This is a genomic window from Nocardia ignorata NBRC 108230 (assembly GCF_001612905.1).
GTDB lineage: Bacteria > Actinomycetota > Actinomycetes > Mycobacteriales > Mycobacteriaceae > Nocardia > Nocardia ignorata.
This window is the reverse complement of sequence record NZ_BDBI01000012.1, coordinates 340,064-361,567: the sequence shown is the minus strand read 5'-3', so window position 1 is coordinate 361,567 and position 21,504 is coordinate 340,064. Positions and strand designations below refer to the sequence as shown.

Genomic DNA, 21,504 nt, shown 5'->3' with positions numbered 1-21,504 from the left:
GATGCGGTGGGGGCGTTTCGTCCACCGGCATCGTTTTCTCGTGCTCGGGCTGTTCGTCCTCGCGGTGGCGATCTCCGGGTGGTACGGCCGCGATTTGGCCGGCCGCTACACCCAGGAGGGCTGGTTCGACGAGGACAGCCAGTCGGTCGCCGCGTCGAAACTGGCCGACGACACCTTCGGGCGCGACACCGACGGCGACCTCATCGTCATCTACACCGCCCCGACCGGCGCCACCGTCGACGATCCGGCGGTGCGCGGCCCGGTCCTGGCCGCCCTCAACGGTTTACGTGCCGAGCACGGCGAGCGCATCCACAAGATCGACAGCTACTGGGACAGCCCGTTCTCGGCGAACGCCTCCGACCCGACCAAACAGCACGCCTTCGCCAGCATCGGGCTGGCCGGTGGCGGCGGCACGGCAACGGTCAACAACTACCTGGCACTCAAACCTCACCTGAACGCCGGTGTGCCCGGCGGCGGACCCGGTGGGACGACGGTGCAGCTGGCCGGGTTGCAGCCGGTGGTCGAGGGCATCAACATCGGAATGCAGCACGACATCCGGCGCGCGGAGATCATCGCGCTGCCGATCGTGGCGATCCTGCTGTACTTCGTGTTCGGCGGAGTGATCGGTGCGTTGCTGCCGGTGCTGATCGGTGGGCTCACCATCCTCGGCACCTCGGGGATCCTGCGGGTGCTCACCGACCACATCGAGGTCAACGTGTTCGCCAGTGCCGTGATGACGCTGGTCAGTCTCGGATTGGCGATCGACTACGGGCTGTTCACGGTGACCAGGTTCCGGGAGGAGTTGGCCGCCGGGCGCAGCGTGGAGGAAGCGACCGCGCGCACCGTGGCGACCGCGGGCCGCACGGTGCAGTTCTCGGCGGGCATCATCGCGCTCAGCCTCGGTGCCCTGTTCATCTTCCCCAACGGGGTGCTGCGCTCGGTGCCCTACGGTGGCATCTCGGCGGTGATGCTGGCGGCGGTGCTGTCGGTGACCGCCCTGCCCGCCGCGTTGAGTATCGCCGGGCGGCGCATCGACTGGCTCGGCTTGAAACGGTTCTCCCGCACCAAGACCGAAGCCCAGATCGACGCCGGGTTCTTCTCCCGGCTGGCGATCTGGGCGATGCGCAGGCCGTGGGCGGTGGTGATCCCGATCGTGCTGGGGTTGCTGGCATTGAGTATTCCCTTGCGCCACATCGAGTTCGGCGGGATCAGCGAGAAGTACCTGGCCGCCGACAACCCCGCCCGGGTGGCGCAGGAGGATTTCGACCGGCTGTTCCCGGGGTTCCGCACCGAACCGCTGAAACTGGTGGTGGTCGGCGCCTCCCCGCAGCAACTGAGCGACATCCGGTTCGAGGCCAACCAGGTCCCGGGTCTGACCGGGCGGTTCGAACCGGCCGCGCCGACGAAGAACGATGTGAACGTGCTCTCGGCCGGGCTCGGGGACAAACGCGATGCCGACCGGGTGATCGACACCTTGCGCGCACTGCCCGCACCACCGGGCGTCGAGATCATGGTCGCCGGCATTCCGGCGCTGGAACGCGACAGCATCAACGGTTTGATCGACGGGCTGCCACTGCTGCTGGCGATTCTCATCGCCGCCGCCCTGGCCTTGATGATCGTGGCGTTCCGGTCGGTGATCCTCGCGGTGAAGGCCGTGGCGATGAGCGCACTCAGCCTGGTGTCCACATTGGGTGTGCTGACCTGGATCTTCGTAGAAGGGCACGGGGCCGGGGTCTTCCAGTTCACGCCCGGGCCTTTGATGTTCGCGGTGGTCGCGCTGATCGTGACGGTCATCTTCGGGTTGTCCACCGACTACGAGGTTTTCCTGCTCTCACGCATCGCGGAGAAACGCGCGTCCGGTGCCGATGCCACCGAATCGATCCGCTACGGCGTCGCCCACACCGGCGGGGTCATCACCTCCGCCGCCGCCATCCTCATCGTGGTGACCGGTGCGTTCGGATTCTCCGACCTGGTGCTGATGAAGTACATCGCCTACGGGATGATCGTCGCGCTCATCATCGACGCCACGATCATCCGCATGGTGCTCACCCCCGCGCTGCTCAAGATCATCTGGCGGTGAGGGAGAACCCGGCGGTCGACCCCGGCGCGGAGGGTGCGGTCGACCTCGGGGTCATCATGTGGATCGGCCCGTGTGAAAGGCCGTGTCGGACAACGTAGTTCTGTCACAATGAGGTATGGGCCGCACGGTACACGTGAGCACACTGGCGAACCTGGTCGAGAATCGCCGCCTCGATGTGATCGGTGAACTGATCCGGGACCATGACTATCTCGCGTGCGTGAGCGATCCAGGTTTCCGATCGGATGCGCATCCGGACACCTCGGTCTCCAGCAGCGACTACGACCGGTGGCGTACGGCGACCGACGACCTGCTCGGCGCCATCAGCGAATTACAGGCCCGCGCACGTGAAGTGGGTGCGCACCTCGAGCCGCCACTCGGCGGGACCCTGTTGTGGTCGCTGCGGTACGCGAGAAGAAAACCGGCGGCTGCGCGCGAACTACGACACGCACGCCGCCGAACTGCGCGCCGAGTTCCACCGGGTGATCGCGGAGTACAAGCAACGTACCGGCGACCTGACCGAATTCCTGGAAGAAGAGCGCCGACGCAAACGACAGCGCATCGAAGAGGAACAGCGGCGGCGCGAGGAAGAACGCATGCGCGAACAAGCGCGCATCCGCTCGCGTCGTGCCGCGGCGCTGGACGCGGCCACCGGGGCACAGTGGGCCTACGAGATCACCGCCTTCTCGAATGCGCGCACCTTCTGGATCTACCTGTCCACTCTGGACGCCATCCTCGGGGCGGAGGGCGAGCTGACCGTGGCCGAAGTTCAGGAAGCCTTGCGTGCCGAGCGCGAACGCCACCCGTATACGCAGGTGGCGTGGGGTAACGAAACCGGACGGGCACTGACGGATAGGTATTCGAGTGAGGCCGAAGGCTGGCAGGCGCTGACCGGTGAGCTGATCGATCCGCATCCACACGATCCGACCAGACCGCGACGGTCCGGGAAGTATTACGGCCCCTCCAGCAACTACGGGGGCGACGGGGGTGGTGGGTACTCCGGCTGCTCCGGTGGTGGCTACTCCGGTGGATTCGGAGGCGGTTTCCGGTAGGACCAGCCCCCGCCGGTTCCTCGGCGGCTACACCTGTCGGCCGCGGTAGCGGGTGCGGACCGCTGCGGAGCTCGGTTACGGCAGGCGCCTTCGTCGCAGCGTGGTGCGCGGGTGGTTCAGGGGCGGGTGCGGTCGGGGAGGACCAGTTGCAGGCCGGTGACGGGGTGGTCGAAGACGTCGACCGGGTGTCGGTAGATCTTGGTCAGCAGGTCCCGGGTGAGGACTTGCCGGGGTGGGCCGTCGGCGGCGACCCGGCCCTCGTCGAGGACGGTGACGCGGTCGGCGTAGGCGGCGGCTACCCCGAGGTCGTGCACGACGACGACCACCGCCGAGCCCTCGGCGGCACGGTCGGCGGCGAGCCGCAGTACCGCTTCCTGGTGGCCGATGTCGAGGGCGGCGGTGGGTTCGTCCAGCAGCAGGGTTGCGGTGTCCTGGGCGAGGACCCGGGCCAGGGCGACGCGGGCGCGTTCACCGCCGGACAGGGCGGGAAAGGTGCGGGCGGCGAGGTGGGTTACGTCGGTGGCGGCCAGGGCGGCGGCGATCAGTTCGTCGTCGCGGTCGGCGGCGGGGGTGTGCAGCCACGGCGCGCGACCCATGGCGACAACCTCGCGGGCCGTGAACGGGAAGCCGACGGTGTGCGATTGAGGCAGTACCGCGCGGCGCCGGGCCATGTCGGCGTGTGTCCAGTGCGAGAGGGCGTGGCCTTCGAGTTTCACCGTGCCCGAGGTGGGCTCCAGCTCACCGGCCAGGGCGGCGAGCAGGCTCGACTTGCCCGCGCCGTTGGGTCCGACCAGCGCGACGATCTCACCGGCTGCCACCCGGAAGTCGACGTCCTCCAAAACCGTGCGTCCCCCACGGCGCACGGTGAGATCCGTCGCCCGCAGCGTGACGGTGCCCGGTTCCGGGCGCGCGGGGACATCGGGAGTGCGGGCGAACAGCGACCGCCACGACGTCGGCTTCCGCCGCTGAACCGGGGTACTCGCGGCCGTTCGGTCGAGTGCCGGGCGGAAAGCGGACCGGCTCGGTGTGCTCATCCCCAACCTCCGGCCTTGGCCCTGGTGCGGCGCAGCAGCCAGAAGAAGAACGGGCCGCCGATCAGTGAGGTCAGCATGCCGAGGGGCAGGTCGGCATTGCGGACCAGGGTGCGCGCGGCGACGTCGGCACCGAGCAACACCACCGCGCCGACGACGGCGCTGAGCGGCACGAGCACCCGGTGCCCCGGCCCGACGAGCATCCGCACCACATGCGGCACGATCAAGCCGACGAACAGGATGATGCCGCTGAACGCGACACCCGCGGCGGTGAGCACGGCGACCACCACGATCACCTGCCTGCGCAGCCGCTCTACGTCGACACCGAGGTGACGGGCCGCGGAATCACCCAGCGCCAGCAGATCCAGGCGCGGCGCGATGAGCACGGCGGCCAGGATTCCGCTCGCGGCGAGGGTGGCGACGACGGCGACCGACGGCCAGGTTGCGCCGTTGAGACTGCCCAGCTGCCAGAACACGATCTGATCGCGGGCGGCGGGGGTGGCGATGAACAGCAGCAGCGCGATGAGACCACCGGCGAACGCGTTGATCGCCACACCGGTGAGGATCAACGTCACCACCTCGGTGCGCCCACCCGAACGCGACAGCACATAGACCAGCGCCGTCGTGACGAGCCCGGCGACGAACGCGGCCGCCGCGATCGACCAGGCCGCGACGAACGCGCCACCGATCACGATCACCGTGCCCGCACCGACCGCCGCACCGGCGGACACCCCGATCACGCCCGGTTCGGCCAGGGGGTTGGCGAACACGCCCTGCAACAATGCACCCGCTGTCGCGAGGACCGCCCCGACCAGGATGGCCAGCACCACGCGGGGGAAACGCACCTCCCACAGCGTCACCTCGCCGGCCGGGTGTGCGGGCATCGGCCCGAAACCCAGTCCGATCCGGTGCGCGACGCTGCCGACCACCTCCGCGGCGGTGGTCGGCACCTGTCCGAGCACCGCCGATACGACTGCCAGGATCACCAGCGCGGCCAGTGCGACCACGAACACCACCGTCACCCGGGTAGCTCGGTGCCGCGGACGCGGCAGCGGGTCAGGCGTCGCATCGGTGATCCGCGCCGGATCGGCAGACTTGATCAGCTCCGGGGCGTCACTCATGCGACGTCTCGGTACTCGTCGCGGGAAGGCTCAGTCGTCATCGGACGACGACGCCGCCCTGGCTGTCGAGTGCGAGAGCTATCGCCACCGCCCGGCGCTTCGCGGGTAACCGCCGCCAGACGTTCGAAGTCCGGGCATCGCCGGCTGCGCCGAACGACCAGGTCAACCGGCTGGAGGACACGCGCCCGGCAGGTCACTCCTGCTGCTCGCGGGGTCATGACGTCTTCCCGTAGATGGCATCGGACAGCGCCGAGATCACCCGGCCGGTGTTGGGGCCGAAGCTCAGCACCACCGCGTCGGACATGTCGACCACGCGCCGATCACGCCCGGCAGGCGTCTGGGCGATGCCGGGCACCTTCACCAAACCGTCGACCCCACCGACGGATTTCAGCCCGTCGGTCATCACCAGCAGCACATCCGGGGATGCGGCGATCATGGCCTCGCTGGTGATGGCCGTGAACGGTTCGCTCAGCCCGGCCGAGGTCCCCGCGTCGACTCCGCCCACCGCGGTGATCAGCGAATCGGCACCGGAACCCGGGCCGGCCATCATGGTGATCGCGGCGCTGCGCAGGTACAGGAACGCGATCTTGGGTTTCGGGTCGGCGGAGGGCACGCGGGCGGTGGCGGCGGCGATCTCGTCGCTGGTGCGCTGACCGAGCGCGCGCCCCGCGTCGGGAACCCCGAGCGCGGTCGCGACGGCCTCGATCTGCGGGACGACACCGTCCATGCTGCGGTCGGGGTCGAAGTACACGACCGTCACACCGGCGGCGCGCAGCTGGTCGCGCACGGCGGGCGCGGCGCTGGTGGTGTCGGTGAGGAACACCGACGGGCGAAGGGCGAGCACCGCTTCGACGCTGAGGCTGCCGTTGCCGCCCGCCACATTCGGCACGTCGGCGACGGCGGGGAACGAGGCGGAGGTGCTTCGCCCGACGAGGTTGTCTCCGAGACCGAGCGCCCACACAGTCTGGGCGAGGGTGCCGTACCGGTCGACGGCGATGATGCGCGAGGCGTCGGTGACCGTCACCTCGGTGCCGTCGAACGAGCGCGCGGTCGCGGGCATCTTCGGCGTAGGTGCGGGCCCGATCGGGACGGGGTCGAGGTCGGCGAACTGGGCGGTCACCGGCCCACGGGTTTGTGCAGTCGATGCAGGATTGCTTCCGGTGCAGGCGACGGCGCCGGTCAGGACCGTCGCCGCCAGCATCGCCGTCAGCACACCACGCAGTTTCATGCAGGTAAGGCTAGCCATCATTCCGAACGGGCGCTCACATCGTCGAGGGCGGCCGCTATCGCCCGCGGCAATTCCAGGGTCTCGGCGGCCAGCACGCCCGTGAGCTGACCGATATCACGGGCGCCGACGATCATGCTCGCGATACCCGGCCGGTCCCGGATCCAGGCCAGCGCCACCGCCAGCGGCGAAGTACCGAGCCCGTCGGCGGCGGTGACCAGCGCATCGACCACCCGGGTCGCGCGGTCGTCGTCGAGGCGGCGGCGGATCTCGGCGGCCGTCGACTCGTCGGCACCGCGCGAATCGGCGGGCACACCGTCGCTGTATTTGCCGGTGAGGATGCCACCGGCCAGCGGCGCCGAAGCGATGATCCCCACCCCGTGATGGCGTGCGGCCGGAATCACATCGTTCTCAGGGGCGCGCGCCAGCAGCGAATACGGTGTCTGCGCGGCCGTGACCGGGCCGATCGCGGCCAAGCTCGCCAGCTGCCACGCGCTGAGGCCACGCACGCCCGCGTACCTGGCCCGCCCGGTGGCGATCACCGTCTCGAGGGTGGCCGCGACCTCCTCGAGAGGTGTGTAGGGATCCCAGGCCGCGATGCTGAAGATGTCCAGATGGTCGGTGCCGAGGTCGGCGAGTGTGCGGTCGAGCTGACGCAGCAGGGTGCGCCGGGAGGCATCGACGACCGGGCCGACCGCGGCAGGCGCGGGAACCGTGTCGCCCACACCCGCGCCCGGCTTGTGGGTCACCACACCCGCGCACCCGCTGAGCACCACGTCCTCACGCGAGACCACCTCACCGAGCAACCCGGCCAGGATCTGATGCGCGGCGCCGTCACCGTAGACGGGGGAGAGGTCGATCAGTGTCCCCCCGGCATCGGCGAACGCCGCCAGCTGCACCGAGGCCTCCTCGGCATCGGTATGGGTGCCCCAGGTATGGGTCGCCAACCCGATCCGCGACACCCGCAGTCCGCTTCGTCCCACCGTTCGCTGTTCCATCACCGCGCCCGTGCTTTCGTCACGGCGCCCAGCCTAATGCGCGGCGTGGCCGTCACCGCCGCGCCGACCCGGTGCGAGTCGGGTTCACCGGTGGGCCGACGACACCGATCCGGCCCGACGGGTAGGGTCGCTGCGGGATCGCGGGCCCACACGGCCGGGCGAGCAAGCAAAAGCCCAGGAGGACGCGATCTTTCGGGCGCGAGAAGTGGTAGGAGGATGTGGTGGGCGAGTCGATGACCTGGTTCCAGGCATTGGTACTCGGACTGGTGCAGGGGCTCACGGAGTTCCTGCCGATCTCCTCCTCCGGACACCTGCGCATCGTCTCGGGTGTGTTCTTCGGGGACGACGCGGGCGCGTCGTTCACCGCCGTCACCCAGCTCGGCACCGAGGCCGCGGTCCTGGTGTACTTCGCCAAGGACATCTGGCGCATCCTGATCGCCTGGTTCACCACTCTCGGCATGCGATGGCGCGAACGCTCGCAGCGTGAGGTGGCCGTCGGTGACCGGGTGACGACCAAACTGCCGGTGATGGACCGCAGCGCCCGCGAGGCACACGAACGCGACACCCAGCGCGAGCTGGACTACCGCATCGGCTGGTACGTCATCATCGCGACCATCCCGATCGGTGTGCTCGGCTACTTGTTCAAGGACGAGATCCGCACCGGGGCACGCAACCTGTGGCTGGTGTCGTTCATGCTGGTGGCGTTCGCGCTGGTGATCGCCGCCGGTGAGTACTACGGCAAGAAGGCCCGCCCGATCGAACAGCTCACCACCCGCGACGGCATCATCATGGGCCTGGCCCAGTGCCTCGCCCTGATCCCGGGTGTGTCGCGTTCCGGCGCCACCTCGACCGCAGGCCTGTTCCTCGGCCTGAAACGGGAAGCGGCGGTGCGGTTCTCTTTCCTGCTCGCCATTCCCGCCGTCACCGCGTCGGGCCTGTTCAGCCTGCCCGACGCCTTCGAACCGGCCGGTGAGGGGCTCAACGCCAGCGGCCCACAACTGCTGGTCGCGACCGTCCTCGCCTTCGTCGTCGGTTATGCCTCGGTGGCGTGGCTGCTCAAGTTCGTCGGCAAGCATTCCTTCTACTGGTTCGTCGGCTACCGGATCATCCTCGGCCTGACGGTGATGGGCCTGCTCGCCGCGGGTGTCGTCTCCGCCACCTGAGCCCGAGGCCCGCTGATGGTTAGGCTGGTCCCATGACGGTGATCCTGCTCCGGCACGGAGTGTCCACCTCCAACACCGCGCGCACCCTGGCTGGGCGCGCACCCGGTGTGGAGCTCACCGAGCGTGGTACCGAACAGGCCGCCGCGGTCGCCGACCGGCTCGCCACCCTGCCGATCGAACACATCGCCAGCTCACCGCTGCTGCGCTGTCAGCGCACCGTCGCCCCGCTGGCCGACAAACTGGGTCTCGAACCCGAGCACGACGAACGGCTCATCGAGGTCGACTACGGCGAGTGGACCGGGCGCCCGATCGCCGAGCTGCTCACCGAACCGCTGTGGAAAGTGGTGCAGGGGCACGCTTCCGGTGCCGTGTTCCCCGGTGGTGAAGGGCTGGCCCAGGTGCAGCAGCGGGCGGTGGCCGCGATCCGCGACACCGAACGCCGCCTCGCCGACAAGGCCGGTCGTGATGTGCTGTGGGTGGCGTGCGCGCACGGTGATGTCATCAAGTCGATCCTGGCCGACGCGCTCGGCCTGCATCTGGACAGTTTCCAGCGGATCGCGGTGGAACCGGCCTCGATCAGTGTGGTCCGGTACAGCCCGCACGGGCCGTCGGTGTGGAAGTTCAACGACACCGGCGCCGACCTGTCGGCCCTGTCCGCGGGTACACCACCGCCACCGCTGCCCGGCGGAGAAGTACCCGGGACAGCGAGTGCGGATAATGGGAATGTGAGACACCGCGATTCTCCTTGAACCAGGAGGTTGTTCGTGAGTGTCGTTGAGGGTCACGTATCAGGAGGTGCATGTGTCACGCGCAATCCATGTATTCCGCACCCCCGATCGTTTCGTCGCCGGGACCGTGGGCGAGCCGGGCGATCGTTCGTTCTACCTGCAGGCCGTGCAGGAACCGCGCGTGGTCAGCGTGCTGCTGGAGAAGCAGCAGGTGAAGGTGCTCGCCGACCGGATGGGGTTGCTGCTCGACGAGGTGGCGCGCCGTTTCGGGGCCGAGGTACCGCCCGAAGGTGAGGACGTCACCGATGTCGCGCCGCTGATGACTCCCATCGACACCGAATTCCGGGTCGGCACCATGGGTCTGGGCTGGGACGCCGACGCGAACGCCGTGGTGGTGGAACTGCTGGCGATCACCGAGACCGAGGTCGACGAATCGGTGGTGCTCGACGACACCGACGAAGGCCCCGACGCGGTGCGCGTGTTCCTCACCCCGATGCAGGCGCGGGAGTTCGCGTTGCGCTCCACCCGGGTGATCGCGGCCGGGCGTCCACCGTGCCCGCTGTGCGGGGAACCGCTGTCGGCGCGCGGGCACATGTGTGTGCGCACCAACGGGTACAAGCGCGGCGAGATCTTCGGTGCGGCCGAACTCGACGAGGAGTGAGACGTGTCCGGCATCACCGACGGTGAGCTCGAGATCATCGGACGGGTCGGCGTCGCCAGCAACCTGACGCTGGTGTGCGAGATCGCCGCACCCGAACCCGATGGTGCGCCGCTGCGGGTGGTGTACAAGCCGGTGCGCGGTGAACGACCGCTGTGGGACTTCCCCGACGGCACCCTCGCCGGGCGCGAGGTGGCCTCGTACCTGATCTCCGAACAGCTGGGATGGGGTGTCATCCCGGAGACGGTGTTGCGCGACGGCCCGTTCGGGCCTGGCATGGTGCAGCGGTGGGTGACCTCGGTCGACAACCGCACCGACGCGCGCCAACGCCTCGACCTGGTCGACCTGTGTTCACCGGGTACGGTGCCCGAGGGGTTCTGCGAGGTGCTGCGCGCCCTCGACGACACCGGCAACGAGATCTCGCTCGTGCACGCCGACGATCCACGCCTGCAACGCATGGCGGTGCTCGACCTGCTGCTCAACAACGCCGACCGCAAGGGTGGGCACGCGCTGGAAGGTGTCGACGGCCAGGTCTACGGCGTCGATCACGGCATCTGCCTGCACAGCGAACCGAAACTGCGCACGGTGCTGTGGGGGTGGGCCGGTCAGCCCATCGACGAGGCACTGATCGCCGATGTCACCGCGTTCGCCACGAATCTGACCGGCCCGATAGCGGATTCGCTCGCCGAGCACATCACCGACGCCGAGATCACCGCACTGACCGAACGCACCAAAGCCCTGCTGGAACGCCCGGTCATGCCCCTACCGAATTCGGCCCGCCCGATCCCCTGGCCCGCGTTCTGAGGGCGCGAACCCGGCCGCGGCTCGAAACCGGCAAACGGCGACCTACCCTCGATCTGCTGTCCTTGGCGCGGGCGCACCGGGTGTCGCTCGACCAGTTGATCGCCGCACCCGCCACCGGGAACCCGCGGGTGCATCTCACGCCGTGACGAAGCCGCAACGGCAGCATGGTGGTGCCGCTCACCGACTATCCGGGACGCATGCAGGTCCTCGAACAGATCCTCGGCCCGAACACTCCGAGACTGGTCACCCACGCCGGCTACGAGTGGCTGTATGTGCTGGCCGGGGACCTGCGGCTGATCCTCGGCGAACAGGATCTGCTGTTGCGCCCCGGGGAGGTCGCCGAGTTCGACGCCGACCAGCCCCACTGGTTCGGGCCCGCCGACGATCGAAGCGTCGAGATCCCGCACATGTTCGGCCCGCAGGGTGGGAAAGCGCGGGTGCGCACACCCTCCTGACCGGAACGGATTTTCCTGGGTGTACGACGATGCCGGTGCTAGTGTGCTCCAAGCACTTTCGCTGTCCCCGCATCATCAGAGGAACACCCATGTCGACCCGTTCGATCGTCACCGGATCCGCCGCCGCCCTGCTGCTCGGCGCCGTCGTCGCCGCGCCCGCCCAGGCATTCCCCGCCGGCTGGTGGGAGAACAAGACCTTCGTGTGCACCGCCACCGACCGCAACACCGGCGCCCCGCTGCCCGATGTCACCGTGCAGGCCCCCGACCAGGTCGGTGCCTCGTTCTACGCGCTGCCGCAGTTCGGGGAGAACGTCGACAACCTGAACGTGCAGTGCTACGAGCAGTGAGCTGAACCCCGGACCGCCGCACGTCGGGGAGCGGCGGTCACCGGGAGCGCAGGAACCGGCTGATCCGTTCCGCCTGGCCGAGTACCGCGTGCCCCACACCGGGCAGCACCTGCACCTCACCCTTGGTGAGGAACCGGGCACGACGTGCGGTGCCCGCCGAATCGAACAGGGCGTCACGCTCGCCGACGATCACCAGCACCGGAATGTCCACCGCCCGCAACCGCGCCTCGGAGAATCTCGGCAGGTTGCCCGAGCGGGCCGAGAAATGGGTGAAGACGAGTTCCACGTCGTCGAGCATCGCCTCCGCCGCCGGACCGGTGAGCCCCAGACCGGTGCGCGCCATGTCACGCACACTGTGGCGACCGAGCAACCGTAGACCCACGGCTTTCACCAGCCACCCGTAACGATGCCTGCCCAGGCCACCGGGGCACAGCAGCGCCAGCGCCCCGACCCGGCCCGGTCTGCGCGTCACGTAGTCCAACGCGGTCCAGCCACCCAGGGACATCCCGGTCATCGACACCGTGTCCAGCCCCAGCCCGTCGAGGACCTCGTCGAGCCAGTGCGCGCAGGCGTCGCTGTCCAGCGCCAGCCTGGTGGGCGCGCTGAAACCGGGCTCACCGGGCAGGTCGACCGCGTACACCCGGAAGTGGGCCGCCCACTCGGTGATATCGCCGCGCCAGGCGCTCGCATTGGACCCGGAACCGTGCAGCATTACCAGCGGTGGCGCGTCGGCCGGTCCGCAGACCAGCACGAACGTCTCACCCGCGGCGGTCGGGACGAGCCGCTGCTCCCAGGGCACCGGCCAGTCGGCCAGATGTTCGCGGTAGCGCTCGGCGATGCGTTCGCGGCCGTGCTCGGAGGTGTAGATGGTGCTCATGGCGCGAGGACTCCGTCCAGGTAGTCGAGCAGGCGTGCGGTGTCGGCGAGTCCGCCGAGCAGGATCACTTTCAGGCGTCCGCGTGCCGGGTCGTAGCTGGTTTCGACCCGCAATGCCCGCCCGCCGGGACCCCGTGTGGCGGCGGTGGCGGTGAGCAGGGTCGCGACACGGTCGACGGTGGCGCGGTCGATGTCGTCGATTTCGACGATGCAGGAGGCCTCCGCGTGCCCGGCGGTCGCGGGTTTCGGTGCGCTGATCGGGAGGCCGGTGAAGGTCTCGAGGTCGTCGTGAGTGATGCGGTACTGCTTTCCGATGCGGGCGGCGGGCAGTTTGCCGTCACGGACATATCCGCGCACGGTGCGGACATGCAGTCCGAGCAATTCCGCGACCTGTTCCACCGAATAGAAACCTTCTGGCATGAAACAACCGTATAGGAACGTACTGATAGGTGCAAATAGGGACTGTTAGGTAGTAGGCGTGCAGCGTGCCGGTGACGGCAGCTACCGTTCGCGGATTCGGCGACCGAGACCGCGACACAACGGCCCACCGCACAGGCGCTCCCCCCGCGGCCTGGGAATCCTCGTGAGCGCAACCCTTGACAGCGCCGGTAGAACACGTTTGTGTGCAGGTTGCGGGCCGCGCCGAATCCGGCCGGGCAACCGGGTGGACCGGGCCGCGAGGCGAGCACTCCGGCCGGGGCTCTACCCTCGAATCATGCAGTCCTGGTCCGATAACGCCCTTCCGACCGTCCCCGGAGCAGGGCCGCCGTTGCGGTTGTACGACACCGCCGACCGCCAGATCCGCCCGGTCACCCCCGGCGCGACCGCGAAGATGTACGTCTGCGGAATCACCCCCTACGACGCCACCCACCTCGGCCACGCAGCGACCTACCTGGCATTCGACCTGGTCAACCGGGTGTGGCGCGACGCCGGACACGACGTGCACTACGTACAGAACGTCACCGACGTCGACGACCCGCTGTTCGAACGCGCCGCCCGCGACGGCATCGACTGGCGCGACCTCGGCAGCTCCGAGATCGACCTGTTCCGTGAGGACATGTCCGCCCTTCGGGTGCTGCCGCCCCGCCAGTACATCGGCGCCATCGAATCGGTCGAAGAGGTCGTCGAGGTGGTGCAGAAACTGCTCGCCTCCGGCGCCGCCTACATCGTCGACGACGCCGAACATCCCGACATCTACTTCCGCACCGACGCCACCGAACAGTTCGGCTACGAGTCGGGCTACGACCGCGCAACCATGGAGAAGTTCTTCGCCGAACGCGGCGGCGACCCCGACCGGCCCGGCAAGCGCGACACCATCGACGCCCTGCTGTGGCGCGCCGAACGCCCCGGCGAACCGTCGTGGCAGGCGCCGTTCGGCGCCGGGCGCCCCGGCTGGCACATCGAGTGTGCCGCGATCGCGCTCAACCGCATCGGCACCGAGTTCGATGTCCAGGGCGGCGGCTCGGACCTGATCTACCCCCACCACGAGTACTCCGCCGCGCACGCCGAAGCCATCACCGGCACCCGCCGCTTCGCCCGCCACTACGTGCACGCCGGGCTGATCGGGCTCGACGGCGAGAAGATGTCGAAGTCCAAGGGCAACCTGGTGCTCGTCTCGAAACTGCGCCGCTCCGGAGTCGACCCCGCCGCGATCCGCCTCGGCCTGCTCGCCGGGCACTACCGGCAGGACCGCATGTGGACCGACGCGGTCCTCGACCAAGCCCAGGCGCGGCTCGCCCGCTGGCGCGAAGCGGTATCGCTCGCCTCGGGACCGTCGGCGACCGACACCGTCGCCCGCCTGCGTCAGCACCTGGCCGACGACCTCGACACCCCCAAAGCCCTTGTCGCGGTGGACAACTGGGCTGAGCAGGCGATCGCCTACGGCGGCACCGACACCGCCGCCCCGGCCCTGGTGCGCACCGCCGTCGACGGACTCCTCGGCATCGCCCTCTGACCCGGCGCGGGCATTTGCGGCAGGATTGCCGGAGCGTGCGGTGTTTATACTGTGGCGAACCGCCGTCGTCGGATCGGAGAGGGTCCCATGGACCGCTACCAGCGCATCGTGGTGGGAACCGACGGGTCGGAGGCCGCGCAACTGGCGGTCACCGTCGCCGGTGAGGTCGCGCTCCGGCTCGGAGTCCCGATCACCGCGCTGACCGTCTGGAAGGAAAAGGCGCGCAAGTCCGCCCTCGATCCCGAATCGGCCGTGCGGATCAGCGCCGCCGCCGTCGCCGCGCTCGTCGAGGCGGGCCTGTCGCAGGTGACGGCCCTCGACATGGCGGGGACACCGAGCGCGGCGCTGCTCGAAGTCGGTGCGCAGGACCCGGGCACGTTGCTGGTGATCGGGGCGCGTGGGCTCGGCCGCTCCAAGGACCGGCTCACCAGCTCCACCGCCAACCACGTCTCCCACCACAGCCCCACCGACGTCCTGTTCACCCACAAGGTGCCCAAACGCTGGACCACCGTCGGCCTGGCCACCGACGGCTCACCCAGCTCGATGCTCGCGGTGCGCCGCGGCTACGACCTCGCTCTCGAACTCGGTGCGCGCCCGTTCCTGGTGACCGCGACGAAAACCGACGCCGATGGCGCGGAAACCCTGGCCCAGGTACACGCGGCCCTGAGCCTCGACGATCCCGAACTGCTCGGCCACGACGTGCTCACGGGCGTGCCGCCCGCCGAAGCGCTGTGTAACGCCGCCTGGAAATACGACCTCGTGGTCATCGGAAACCGGGGTATGAGTGGACCCGCGCGGCTGCTCGGATCGGTCGCCAACAAGGTCACCCACGACATCGACACCAACCTGCTGCTGGTCGCCACCACCCATGGGTCCGACGATCCCGCCCCGGAGCCGGACCCACCGCGTTAGCCTGGAATACGTACCTGCGCAGGATCGAACCAACGCCGGGTCCGGACATGATCGCAGGTTTGCTCCGATATTGCGGGTAAGTGCCGAACTTGCCCGGAACCGCCCGATCTGTCCCCTAAGATGACCGAAACGCGCGATGTTCGGACACGACGGAGTGGACGCCGGATGAATGCTGAGATCGAGGCGGCGGGCTTCTTCGGCCTGCTGAACTGGGAAGAGATGACCGGACTCAGCAAGTTCTGGGTCGACATGATCAGCATTCCGATCTTCAGCGCCATCGCGGGTCTGATCACCAACTGGACCGGCGTCATCATGCTGTTCGCACCGGTGCGATTCACCGGTTTCTATGTACCGGGTCTCAAGACGCTGTTCCCGTTGCTGCCGCGCAAGGTTCAGATCCTGCCGACCTTCGCACCGGGCGGCATTCTCGGATTCCAGGGTTTCATCCCGGCGCGCGCGGAGAAGATGGCCAGCCTGATGGTCGACAACGCCGTCGCCAAGATCGGCACGGCCAAGGACTTCTTCGACCAGATGGATCCGCGCAAGATCTCCGCCCAGGTCGCGCACGTGGCGTTACCGAATGTGCGCTCGATGGTCGATTCGATCATGACCACCGAACACCCGCAGCTGTGGGCGGACATGCCGCCGCGCGCGCGTGAGGCGATCTACGCGCGGGTCGAAGCCGAACTGCCCGCGATCACCGACCGTGCCTTCGATTTCATCGGCGCCAATATCGACCAGCTGCTCGATGTGAAGCTGATGGTCGTCGGATATCTGCGGCGCCGCCCCGAATTGCTCAAGGACGTCATCTACGGGCTCGGTGCTCCCGAACTGCGGTTCATGACGCGCAGCGGGGTACTGGGTTTCCCCTTCGGTGTGGTCGTGGCGCTGTGGTTGTCGCTGCTGCACTACAGCTCCCCGCACGGTGACACGCCCGCGATGATCGAACTGCCCGGCTGGTTGCACACGCTGGTGCATCTGGTGCCCGCGTGGCTGGTCGTGTTGCTCGGCGGCGCCGTGGTGGGTGTGCTGGTCAACATCATCGCCATCAAAGTGGTGTTCGAACCCGCGAATCCGCAGCCGAGATACAAATACCCGTGGGGTGTCGCGAAATTCGCCAAACGCCAGTACCAGGCGGCGGCCGATCTGGGGCACGCGATCGGGTATCAGATCGTCACCCTGGACGTGGTCACCGAACAACTGCTCGACGGGCCGAGCGGTGACAAGACCCGCGCGGTGATCGCGCACTTCCTGCAGCTCGAGATCGACCGCATCCTCGGCCCGCTGCGGTCGGTGACCCGATTGGCCGTCGGCCCACGGCATTTCGACGCCATCCAGGCCACCGCCGGCGCGAGCCTGGCCACCGAGATGAAGCCTTGGCTGGTCGAGGACGTGGAGTTCTCCCAGTCGACAGCGGCCAGCGTCGACGAGCTCGCCACCGAGAAACTGCGCGAACTACCGCCCGAGGAATTCGTCGAAATGCTGTACACCGCCATCGAACAGGACGCGTGGCTGCTGTATCTGCACGGCGGCATCCTGGGCGCCCTCGTCGGCGGCGTACACCTACTGGTCTTCGGAGCGTGACCATGAACGACGACCGCGATTCCGGTATCCCCACCGACCTGGCGGGTCTGGCCCGCATCGCCGGGCTCACGATGCGGCAATTCGTTGGTGCCGTCACCAAGGGTGCTGTGCACACGGCCACCGAACTGGTCGACGACATCCGGGCGGGCGAACCGATGTCGCGCATCATCGACGAACGCGTCGACGTACTGCGCCGGGCGGCACTGAGTGCGCTCGGCTTGGCACCCACCGCTTCCGGTGCCCTGCGCGCCATCGACTCCGATGTCGACGCCGAAGACCTCAAGACCATCGGCGACGCCATGATCAACGAGGGCTGGGACTCGGCGCAGCAGCCCCGCGACGTGCACCCCTCGTTCGTGCCGATCCTGCACGACCTGACCCCCGACGAGGCAAGGATCCTGCGGTTCCTCGCCGTCGCCGGACCACAGCCCGCCATCGACATCCGCACCAAGACACCCTTCGGGATCGGGTCCCAGCGCCTCGCCGACGGGATCAACATGATCGCCAATATGGCCGGGTGCGCGATGCCCGAACGCGACCAGCACTACCTGGGCAACCTCAACCGGCTCGGGCTGGTCCGGTTCTCGAGCGAACCGGTCGCCGACTTCCGCCGCTACGCTTTCCTCGAGGCCCAGCCCGCCGCCCAGGCCGCCTACAAGTCGGTGAAGATGCGGGCGATCAGTCAGTACCGCAGCATCTACCTGTCGGTGTTCGGGAAACAGTTCTGCGACGCCTGTTTCGTACTCGACGGGTATACCGGTGGCGGCTGGGCCACCGACGACCGCGGCGATGTGTATCTGGGCAAGGGACCGCGGCTGCCGTGATCAGTTCTTGCCGCGCAAGGCGGTGAGCACTCCCTCGAACATCACCGATTTGATGGCCGTCATCGTCGGCTGATCCTTGCCGCCCAGTGGGGCGACCGAGGCGAGGGCGGCGTCGAGGACCTCGGCGGCGGTGGCGTCGACCAGGTCGAAGGCGGCGGCCTCGGTGCCGTCGAAGCGGCGTGCGGTGGTCATGGCCGCGATCGCCGTCTTGGGGGGCACTTTCGCCTGGATGAGGGCGGCCATTCCGTTCGTGAACGGGATCCGCAGCTCGGCCTCGGGGAAACAGAAGAACCCGCGATCGGCGCGCATCACGCGGTAGTCGTGGGCCAGCGCCAGCATCGCGCCCGCCCCGAACGCGTCTCCGTCGATCGCGGCGGCCGTGGGCATCGGGAGGGTGAGCACACGGGCGAGCAGGGTGTGCACGGCGGCCACGTAGCCGGCGGCCTGGTCACCGTTGGCGGCCAACCACTCGAGATCGAGGCCGTGGGAGTAGACCGGGCCGGTCGCGGTCGTCACCATGGCCCGCGCACCGGTGGTGACGACGGTGTCGAGGTGGGTGTTCATCTCGGTGAGGAAGTCGGGGGAGAAGCGGTTCTCGCCGTCGCCGAGGTCGAGAACGGCGACGGTGCCGTGACGGCGCAGGGTGGGCATACGGTTCCTTTCGGTGCGTAACCAGATGTGCGCCAGCACTTCCCGGCATACGCCGAGGCGGTGCCTACCGTCCACTCGCAAACGACGGTTCCGCGAAGGTGGCGGAACCTGTTCGGGCAACAGGGTTTCGATGGCGTCGAGCACGGTCCGCGGGGCCATGAAACAGGGGCCCCTACTGAACAATACTTTACAGAGCTATTGCTCCGTTATTCCATCCGGGACCTCCTTTCGTCGCATGGAGCACCGATTATGTTCCAGCCCTTGGCATTTCGGGAGACGCGACGGCGTTCGGGCCACAGAATAGATTTCGTTACGGTGCTCTGGGCCCTCGATACGATGGGGTACTGTTCGCATTCTTCGGCCCTGCCCGCACGAACAGAACGGCATCGCGATGTCCCGAGTGGTTACCAAGGAGCAGTACTTCGACACCGCTGTGGCGGTGCTCGCCGAGTTCGGCTTCAAAGGTCTCAACATCGGCGTACTCTGCCGTCGTCTCGGGGTCACCAGCGGCTCGTTCTACCACCACTTCGGCTCCTGGCAGGGCTTCGTCGACGCCCTGCTCGAGCACTGGGAGAACCGGCAGATGGTCGAGCTACGCGCCCTCGACGTGGGCCACGGCGACCCCGACGCCGACGTACGTGCCATGTCCGAACTCACCGGCGGCCTCGAACACGGTGCCGAAGCGGCCCTGCGTGCCTGGGCGGCCAACGACGAATCCGTTCACGTCACCGTGAAACGGATCGACGAATCACGCAGGCGCACCGTGCACCGGGTGATCGACAGCGTCATCGGCGACGACGACACCGCGGCCGTGGTCACCGAGGTCGGCATGGCCATGCTCATCGGCTACCAGCAGCTCGCCGCCACCGGCGAACCGACCGAACTCGACCGCCTCCTGTCCCAGTACGCGCGGCTGATCTACTCGCACCGCCGCTAACCGAGCAGTTCGTCGAGATAGCACCAGCGCCACTGCTCGCCCGGTTCGACGCTGCGCATCACCGGGTGCGCGGTGGCACGGAAGTGTTCGGTCGCGTGGTTGCCCACCGAGGACTCACAGCAGCCGATGTGCCCGCACTCCAGGCACATCCGCAGATGCACCCACCGCATCCCGGCGTCCCGGCACGCACGGCACACCGGTTCGCCCGCAGGGGGCGCGGTGTCGGGTGCCTGTTCCAGATGCGCGCAGCCGGCGGTGGCGTTGCCGAGGGGTTCGGTCGAGGTGTCGTCGTCGTCCTCGTCGAAGCGGTCGATCATCGACTCCTCGAGATCGAGGCGGGCCAGCACATGCTGGAGCACTTCGTAATCCACCGCACCCACGTCACGCACGGCGAGCACGGCGTCGCGTTCGGCGGCCAGCATCGCCAGCCGTAGCCGCCGGTACTCCGCGGTCGGTGTCACCCATTCGGCCTCCGGACGACCGAGCCGCTCCCACGCGGCATTGCTGCGCCAGGTGAGGCGTTGGCGCAGCGATTCGATCACCGGTTCCGGCGTGTGCGGGCCGATCCGGCGGTCCAGCTCGGCGAGCCCGGCCACCGAAGCCTGGTGCAGCAGATCGGCTTTGGTGAGCGCGTCCTCGGCGCGGCTCGGCCCACGCAACCGCAGCAGCCGCACCAGCCACGGCAACGAGGTGCCCTGCACCAGCAGCGTGCCACCGACCACCACCAGCGCCAGCAATTCGAGCACCGGCAGTTGCGGCGTCGAATCCGGCAGCAACAGCACCGCGGCCAACGTCACCACGCCGCGCATCCCCGCCCACGACACCACCGCCGCATGACTCAACGGTTCGGTTTCGCGCCCGAACAGCCGGGCGACCAGCACCGGGGTGAACACCCACACCGGACGCGCCAGCATCACCGCCGCCGGCACCGCCACCGCCGCGATCACCAACGTGGTGTGGTCGAGACCGGAATGCCAGGCGCCCTCCACGATCCAGCGCACCTGCAACCCGATGACCAGGAACACCGCGCTCTCCAGAATGAACTGCACCGTGCGCCAATTGGTTGTCTCGGCGACCCGCGAGGCCGCGCCCTGCCAGCGGTGCGCGCCGTGGCCGAGGATCATCCCGCACGTCACCACCGCGATCACCCCGGAGGCGTGCACGTGCTCGGCGGGCAGGTAGGCCACGAACGGGGCGAGCAGCGACACCGTCGTGTCCAGCACCGGGTCCTGAATCCGCCTGCGCAACACCACCAGCACCGCGGCGACCAGCGCACCGATCACCGCGCCACCGACCGAGGCGAGCAAGAAGTCGCCACCGATCTGCCACACCGTCACCGCGCCGGCCATCGCCGCGATCGCCCCACGCAACGACACCAGCGCCGTCGCGTCGTTGAACAGCGACTCGTCCTCGAGCACCGTCACGATGCTGCGTGGCATCCCGGTACGGCGCGCGATCGCGGTGGCCGCCACGGCATCCGGGGGAGCCACGACCGCACCGAGCGCGACCGCCGCCGCGAACGGCACCGGCAACAACCACCACACCACCAGCGCGACAGCGAACGTGGAGAACAACACCAACCCCACCGACAGCGACGCGATGGTGCGCAGATTCCTCCGGAAATCGACCAGCGAGGTCTTCAGTGCCGCCGTGTACAGCAGCGGCGGCAACAGGCCGAGCAGCACCATTTCCGGTTCCAGATGCACCTGCGGAACCATCGGGACATACGAGGCGAGCACACCCGCCACCGTCAGCACGAGCGGTTCGGACACCCCGAAACGCCGCGCGGTCGCGGCAAGAGCCGCCGCGGACCCGATGAGCATCACCAAACCGATCGCGATATCCACCCCGGCATTGTTCCACCCCCGCTACCGCGCGGTGCCCGCCCAACCGCGCCGCGCCACCACCGACCACAGGTACACCCCGAGACTGGCCCCGACCCCCAACGCCACACACACCGCCCCCGCCTGCACGAAATACTCGACCCCCGACACCTGATAGCACCCGGCCCATCCCCGTCACCGTCAGCCTCGACAAGCCCCACGCCGCAGCGCACGCCCGCACCATGTCCTCGGCGGCGGCGGTGGCGTAACCGCACTCGAGCGCG

The 21,504-nt window shown here is 68.6% G+C and carries 22 protein-coding genes; 13 read left to right on the top strand and 9 right to left on the bottom strand.

The window, feature by feature from the left end:
- Positions 1–40 precede the first annotated feature (40 nt).
- On the top strand, positions 41–2,080 hold the full coding sequence (locus NI2_RS12750; protein WP_243749996.1) for an MMPL family transporter: 2,040 nt from the start codon (positions 41–43) through the stop codon (positions 2,078–2,080).
- A 353-nt stretch (positions 2,081–2,433) separates the two neighbouring features.
- Entirely contained in the window at positions 2,434–3,129 is a 696-nt protein-coding gene (locus tag NI2_RS33775) for a hypothetical protein (protein WP_133734110.1), read from the top strand.
- A 116-nt stretch (positions 3,130–3,245) separates the two neighbouring features.
- Here NI2_RS33775 and NI2_RS12740 read toward each other — a convergent pair whose 3' ends face one another.
- The 4 genes from NI2_RS12740 to NI2_RS12725 form a co-directional block, all read right to left on the bottom strand.
- Positions 3,246–4,163 (bottom strand): heme ABC transporter ATP-binding protein, encoded by a 918-nt coding sequence (locus NI2_RS12740; protein ID WP_084476379.1) that lies wholly within the window; start codon positions 4,161–4,163, stop codon positions 3,246–3,248.
- Positions 4,160–5,281, bottom strand: coding sequence for a FecCD family ABC transporter permease (locus NI2_RS12735; RefSeq protein WP_243749997.1), 1,122 nt, complete (start codon positions 5,279–5,281; stop codon positions 4,160–4,162). Before NI2_RS12735 ends, NI2_RS12740 begins: the two co-directional genes overlap by 4 nt.
- Positions 5,282–5,495: 214 nt before the next feature.
- Entirely contained in the window at positions 5,496–6,509 is a 1,014-nt protein-coding gene (locus NI2_RS12730) for a heme/hemin ABC transporter substrate-binding protein (protein WP_084456846.1), read from the bottom strand.
- A gap of 17 nt (positions 6,510–6,526) precedes the next feature.
- A complete protein-coding gene (locus NI2_RS12725) occupies positions 6,527–7,504 on the bottom strand; it encodes an aldo/keto reductase (protein ID WP_067490064.1) in 978 nt (325 codons plus the stop codon).
- Between the two features lie 233 nt (positions 7,505–7,737).
- On the opposite strand from NI2_RS12725, the gene NI2_RS12720 reads away from it, so the two are divergent.
- From NI2_RS12720 to NI2_RS12695, 6 genes are all read left to right on the top strand, one after another.
- Positions 7,738–8,667: an undecaprenyl-diphosphate phosphatase gene (locus NI2_RS12720; protein ID WP_067490393.1), complete on the top strand. Its 930-nt coding sequence runs from the start codon at positions 7,738–7,740 to the stop codon at positions 8,665–8,667.
- A gap of 32 nt (positions 8,668–8,699) precedes the next feature.
- Complete coding sequence (locus tag NI2_RS12715) at positions 8,700–9,416, top strand: histidine phosphatase family protein (RefSeq protein WP_067490061.1); 717 nt, start codon at positions 8,700–8,702, stop codon at positions 9,414–9,416.
- 52 nt (positions 9,417–9,468) lie between these two features.
- Positions 9,469–10,056 (top strand): DUF3090 domain-containing protein, encoded by a 588-nt coding sequence (locus NI2_RS12710; protein ID WP_067490390.1) that lies wholly within the window; start codon positions 9,469–9,471, stop codon positions 10,054–10,056.
- Positions 10,057–10,059: 3 nt separating this feature from the next.
- Complete coding sequence (locus tag NI2_RS12705) at positions 10,060–10,857, top strand: SCO1664 family protein (protein ID WP_067490059.1); 798 nt, start codon at positions 10,060–10,062, stop codon at positions 10,855–10,857.
- A gap of 164 nt (positions 10,858–11,021) precedes the next feature.
- Positions 11,022–11,312, top strand: coding sequence for a cupin domain-containing protein (locus NI2_RS35135; protein ID WP_243749998.1), 291 nt, complete (start codon positions 11,022–11,024; stop codon positions 11,310–11,312).
- 89 nt (positions 11,313–11,401) lie between these two features.
- Positions 11,402–11,659: a hypothetical protein gene (locus NI2_RS12695; protein ID WP_067490056.1), complete on the top strand. Its 258-nt coding sequence runs from the start codon at positions 11,402–11,404 to the stop codon at positions 11,657–11,659.
- A gap of 37 nt (positions 11,660–11,696) precedes the next feature.
- On the opposite strand, the gene NI2_RS12690 is transcribed toward NI2_RS12695, so the two are convergent.
- Positions 11,697–12,536, bottom strand: coding sequence for an alpha/beta fold hydrolase (locus NI2_RS12690; RefSeq protein WP_067490053.1), 840 nt, complete (start codon positions 12,534–12,536; stop codon positions 11,697–11,699).
- Positions 12,533–12,955, bottom strand: coding sequence for a helix-turn-helix domain-containing protein (locus tag NI2_RS12685; protein WP_067490050.1), 423 nt, complete (start codon positions 12,953–12,955; stop codon positions 12,533–12,535). Before NI2_RS12685 ends, NI2_RS12690 begins: the two co-directional genes overlap by 4 nt.
- 295 nt (positions 12,956–13,250) lie before the next feature.
- Between NI2_RS12685 and mshC the strand changes: the two genes are divergently transcribed.
- From mshC to NI2_RS12665, 4 genes are all read left to right on the top strand, one after another.
- Positions 13,251–14,489 (top strand): cysteine--1-D-myo-inosityl 2-amino-2-deoxy-alpha-D-glucopyranoside ligase, encoded by a 1,239-nt coding sequence (mshC, locus tag NI2_RS12680; RefSeq protein ID WP_067490047.1) that lies wholly within the window; start codon positions 13,251–13,253, stop codon positions 14,487–14,489.
- A gap of 87 nt (positions 14,490–14,576) precedes the next feature.
- Positions 14,577–15,401: a universal stress protein gene (locus NI2_RS12675; protein ID WP_067490044.1), complete on the top strand. Its 825-nt coding sequence runs from the start codon at positions 14,577–14,579 to the stop codon at positions 15,399–15,401.
- Positions 15,402–15,566: 165 nt separating this feature from the next.
- Positions 15,567–16,985, top strand: coding sequence for a DUF445 domain-containing protein (locus NI2_RS12670; RefSeq protein ID WP_067490041.1), 1,419 nt, complete (start codon positions 15,567–15,569; stop codon positions 16,983–16,985).
- Positions 16,986–16,987: 2 nt separating this feature from the next.
- Complete coding sequence (locus NI2_RS12665) at positions 16,988–17,809, top strand: Abi-alpha family protein (RefSeq protein WP_067490038.1); 822 nt, start codon at positions 16,988–16,990, stop codon at positions 17,807–17,809.
- Here NI2_RS12665 and NI2_RS12660 read toward each other — a convergent pair whose 3' ends face one another.
- On the bottom strand, positions 17,810–18,460 hold the full coding sequence (locus NI2_RS12660) for an enoyl-CoA hydratase/isomerase family protein (protein ID WP_067490035.1): 651 nt from the start codon (positions 18,458–18,460) through the stop codon (positions 17,810–17,812). It lies immediately after the preceding gene.
- Positions 18,461–18,851: 391 nt separating this feature from the next.
- Here NI2_RS12660 and NI2_RS12655 point away from each other — a divergent pair, with 391 nt between their 5' ends.
- A complete protein-coding gene (locus NI2_RS12655; protein ID WP_067490032.1) occupies positions 18,852–19,397 on the top strand; it encodes a TetR/AcrR family transcriptional regulator in 546 nt (181 codons plus the stop codon).
- Here the strand turns inward: NI2_RS12655 and NI2_RS12650 are convergent.
- Together NI2_RS12650 and NI2_RS35130 are read right to left on the bottom strand one after the other, a co-directional pair.
- Positions 19,394–21,244, bottom strand: a complete 1,851-nt coding sequence (locus NI2_RS12650) for a Na+/H+ antiporter (RefSeq protein ID WP_067490029.1) — start codon at positions 21,242–21,244, stop codon at positions 19,394–19,396. The genes NI2_RS12655 and NI2_RS12650 overlap by 4 nt on opposite strands.
- A 21-nt stretch (positions 21,245–21,265) precedes the next feature.
- Positions 21,266–21,391, bottom strand: coding sequence for a hypothetical protein (locus NI2_RS35130; RefSeq protein WP_255284015.1), 126 nt, complete (start codon positions 21,389–21,391; stop codon positions 21,266–21,268).
- Positions 21,392–21,504: the final 113 nt, after the last annotated feature.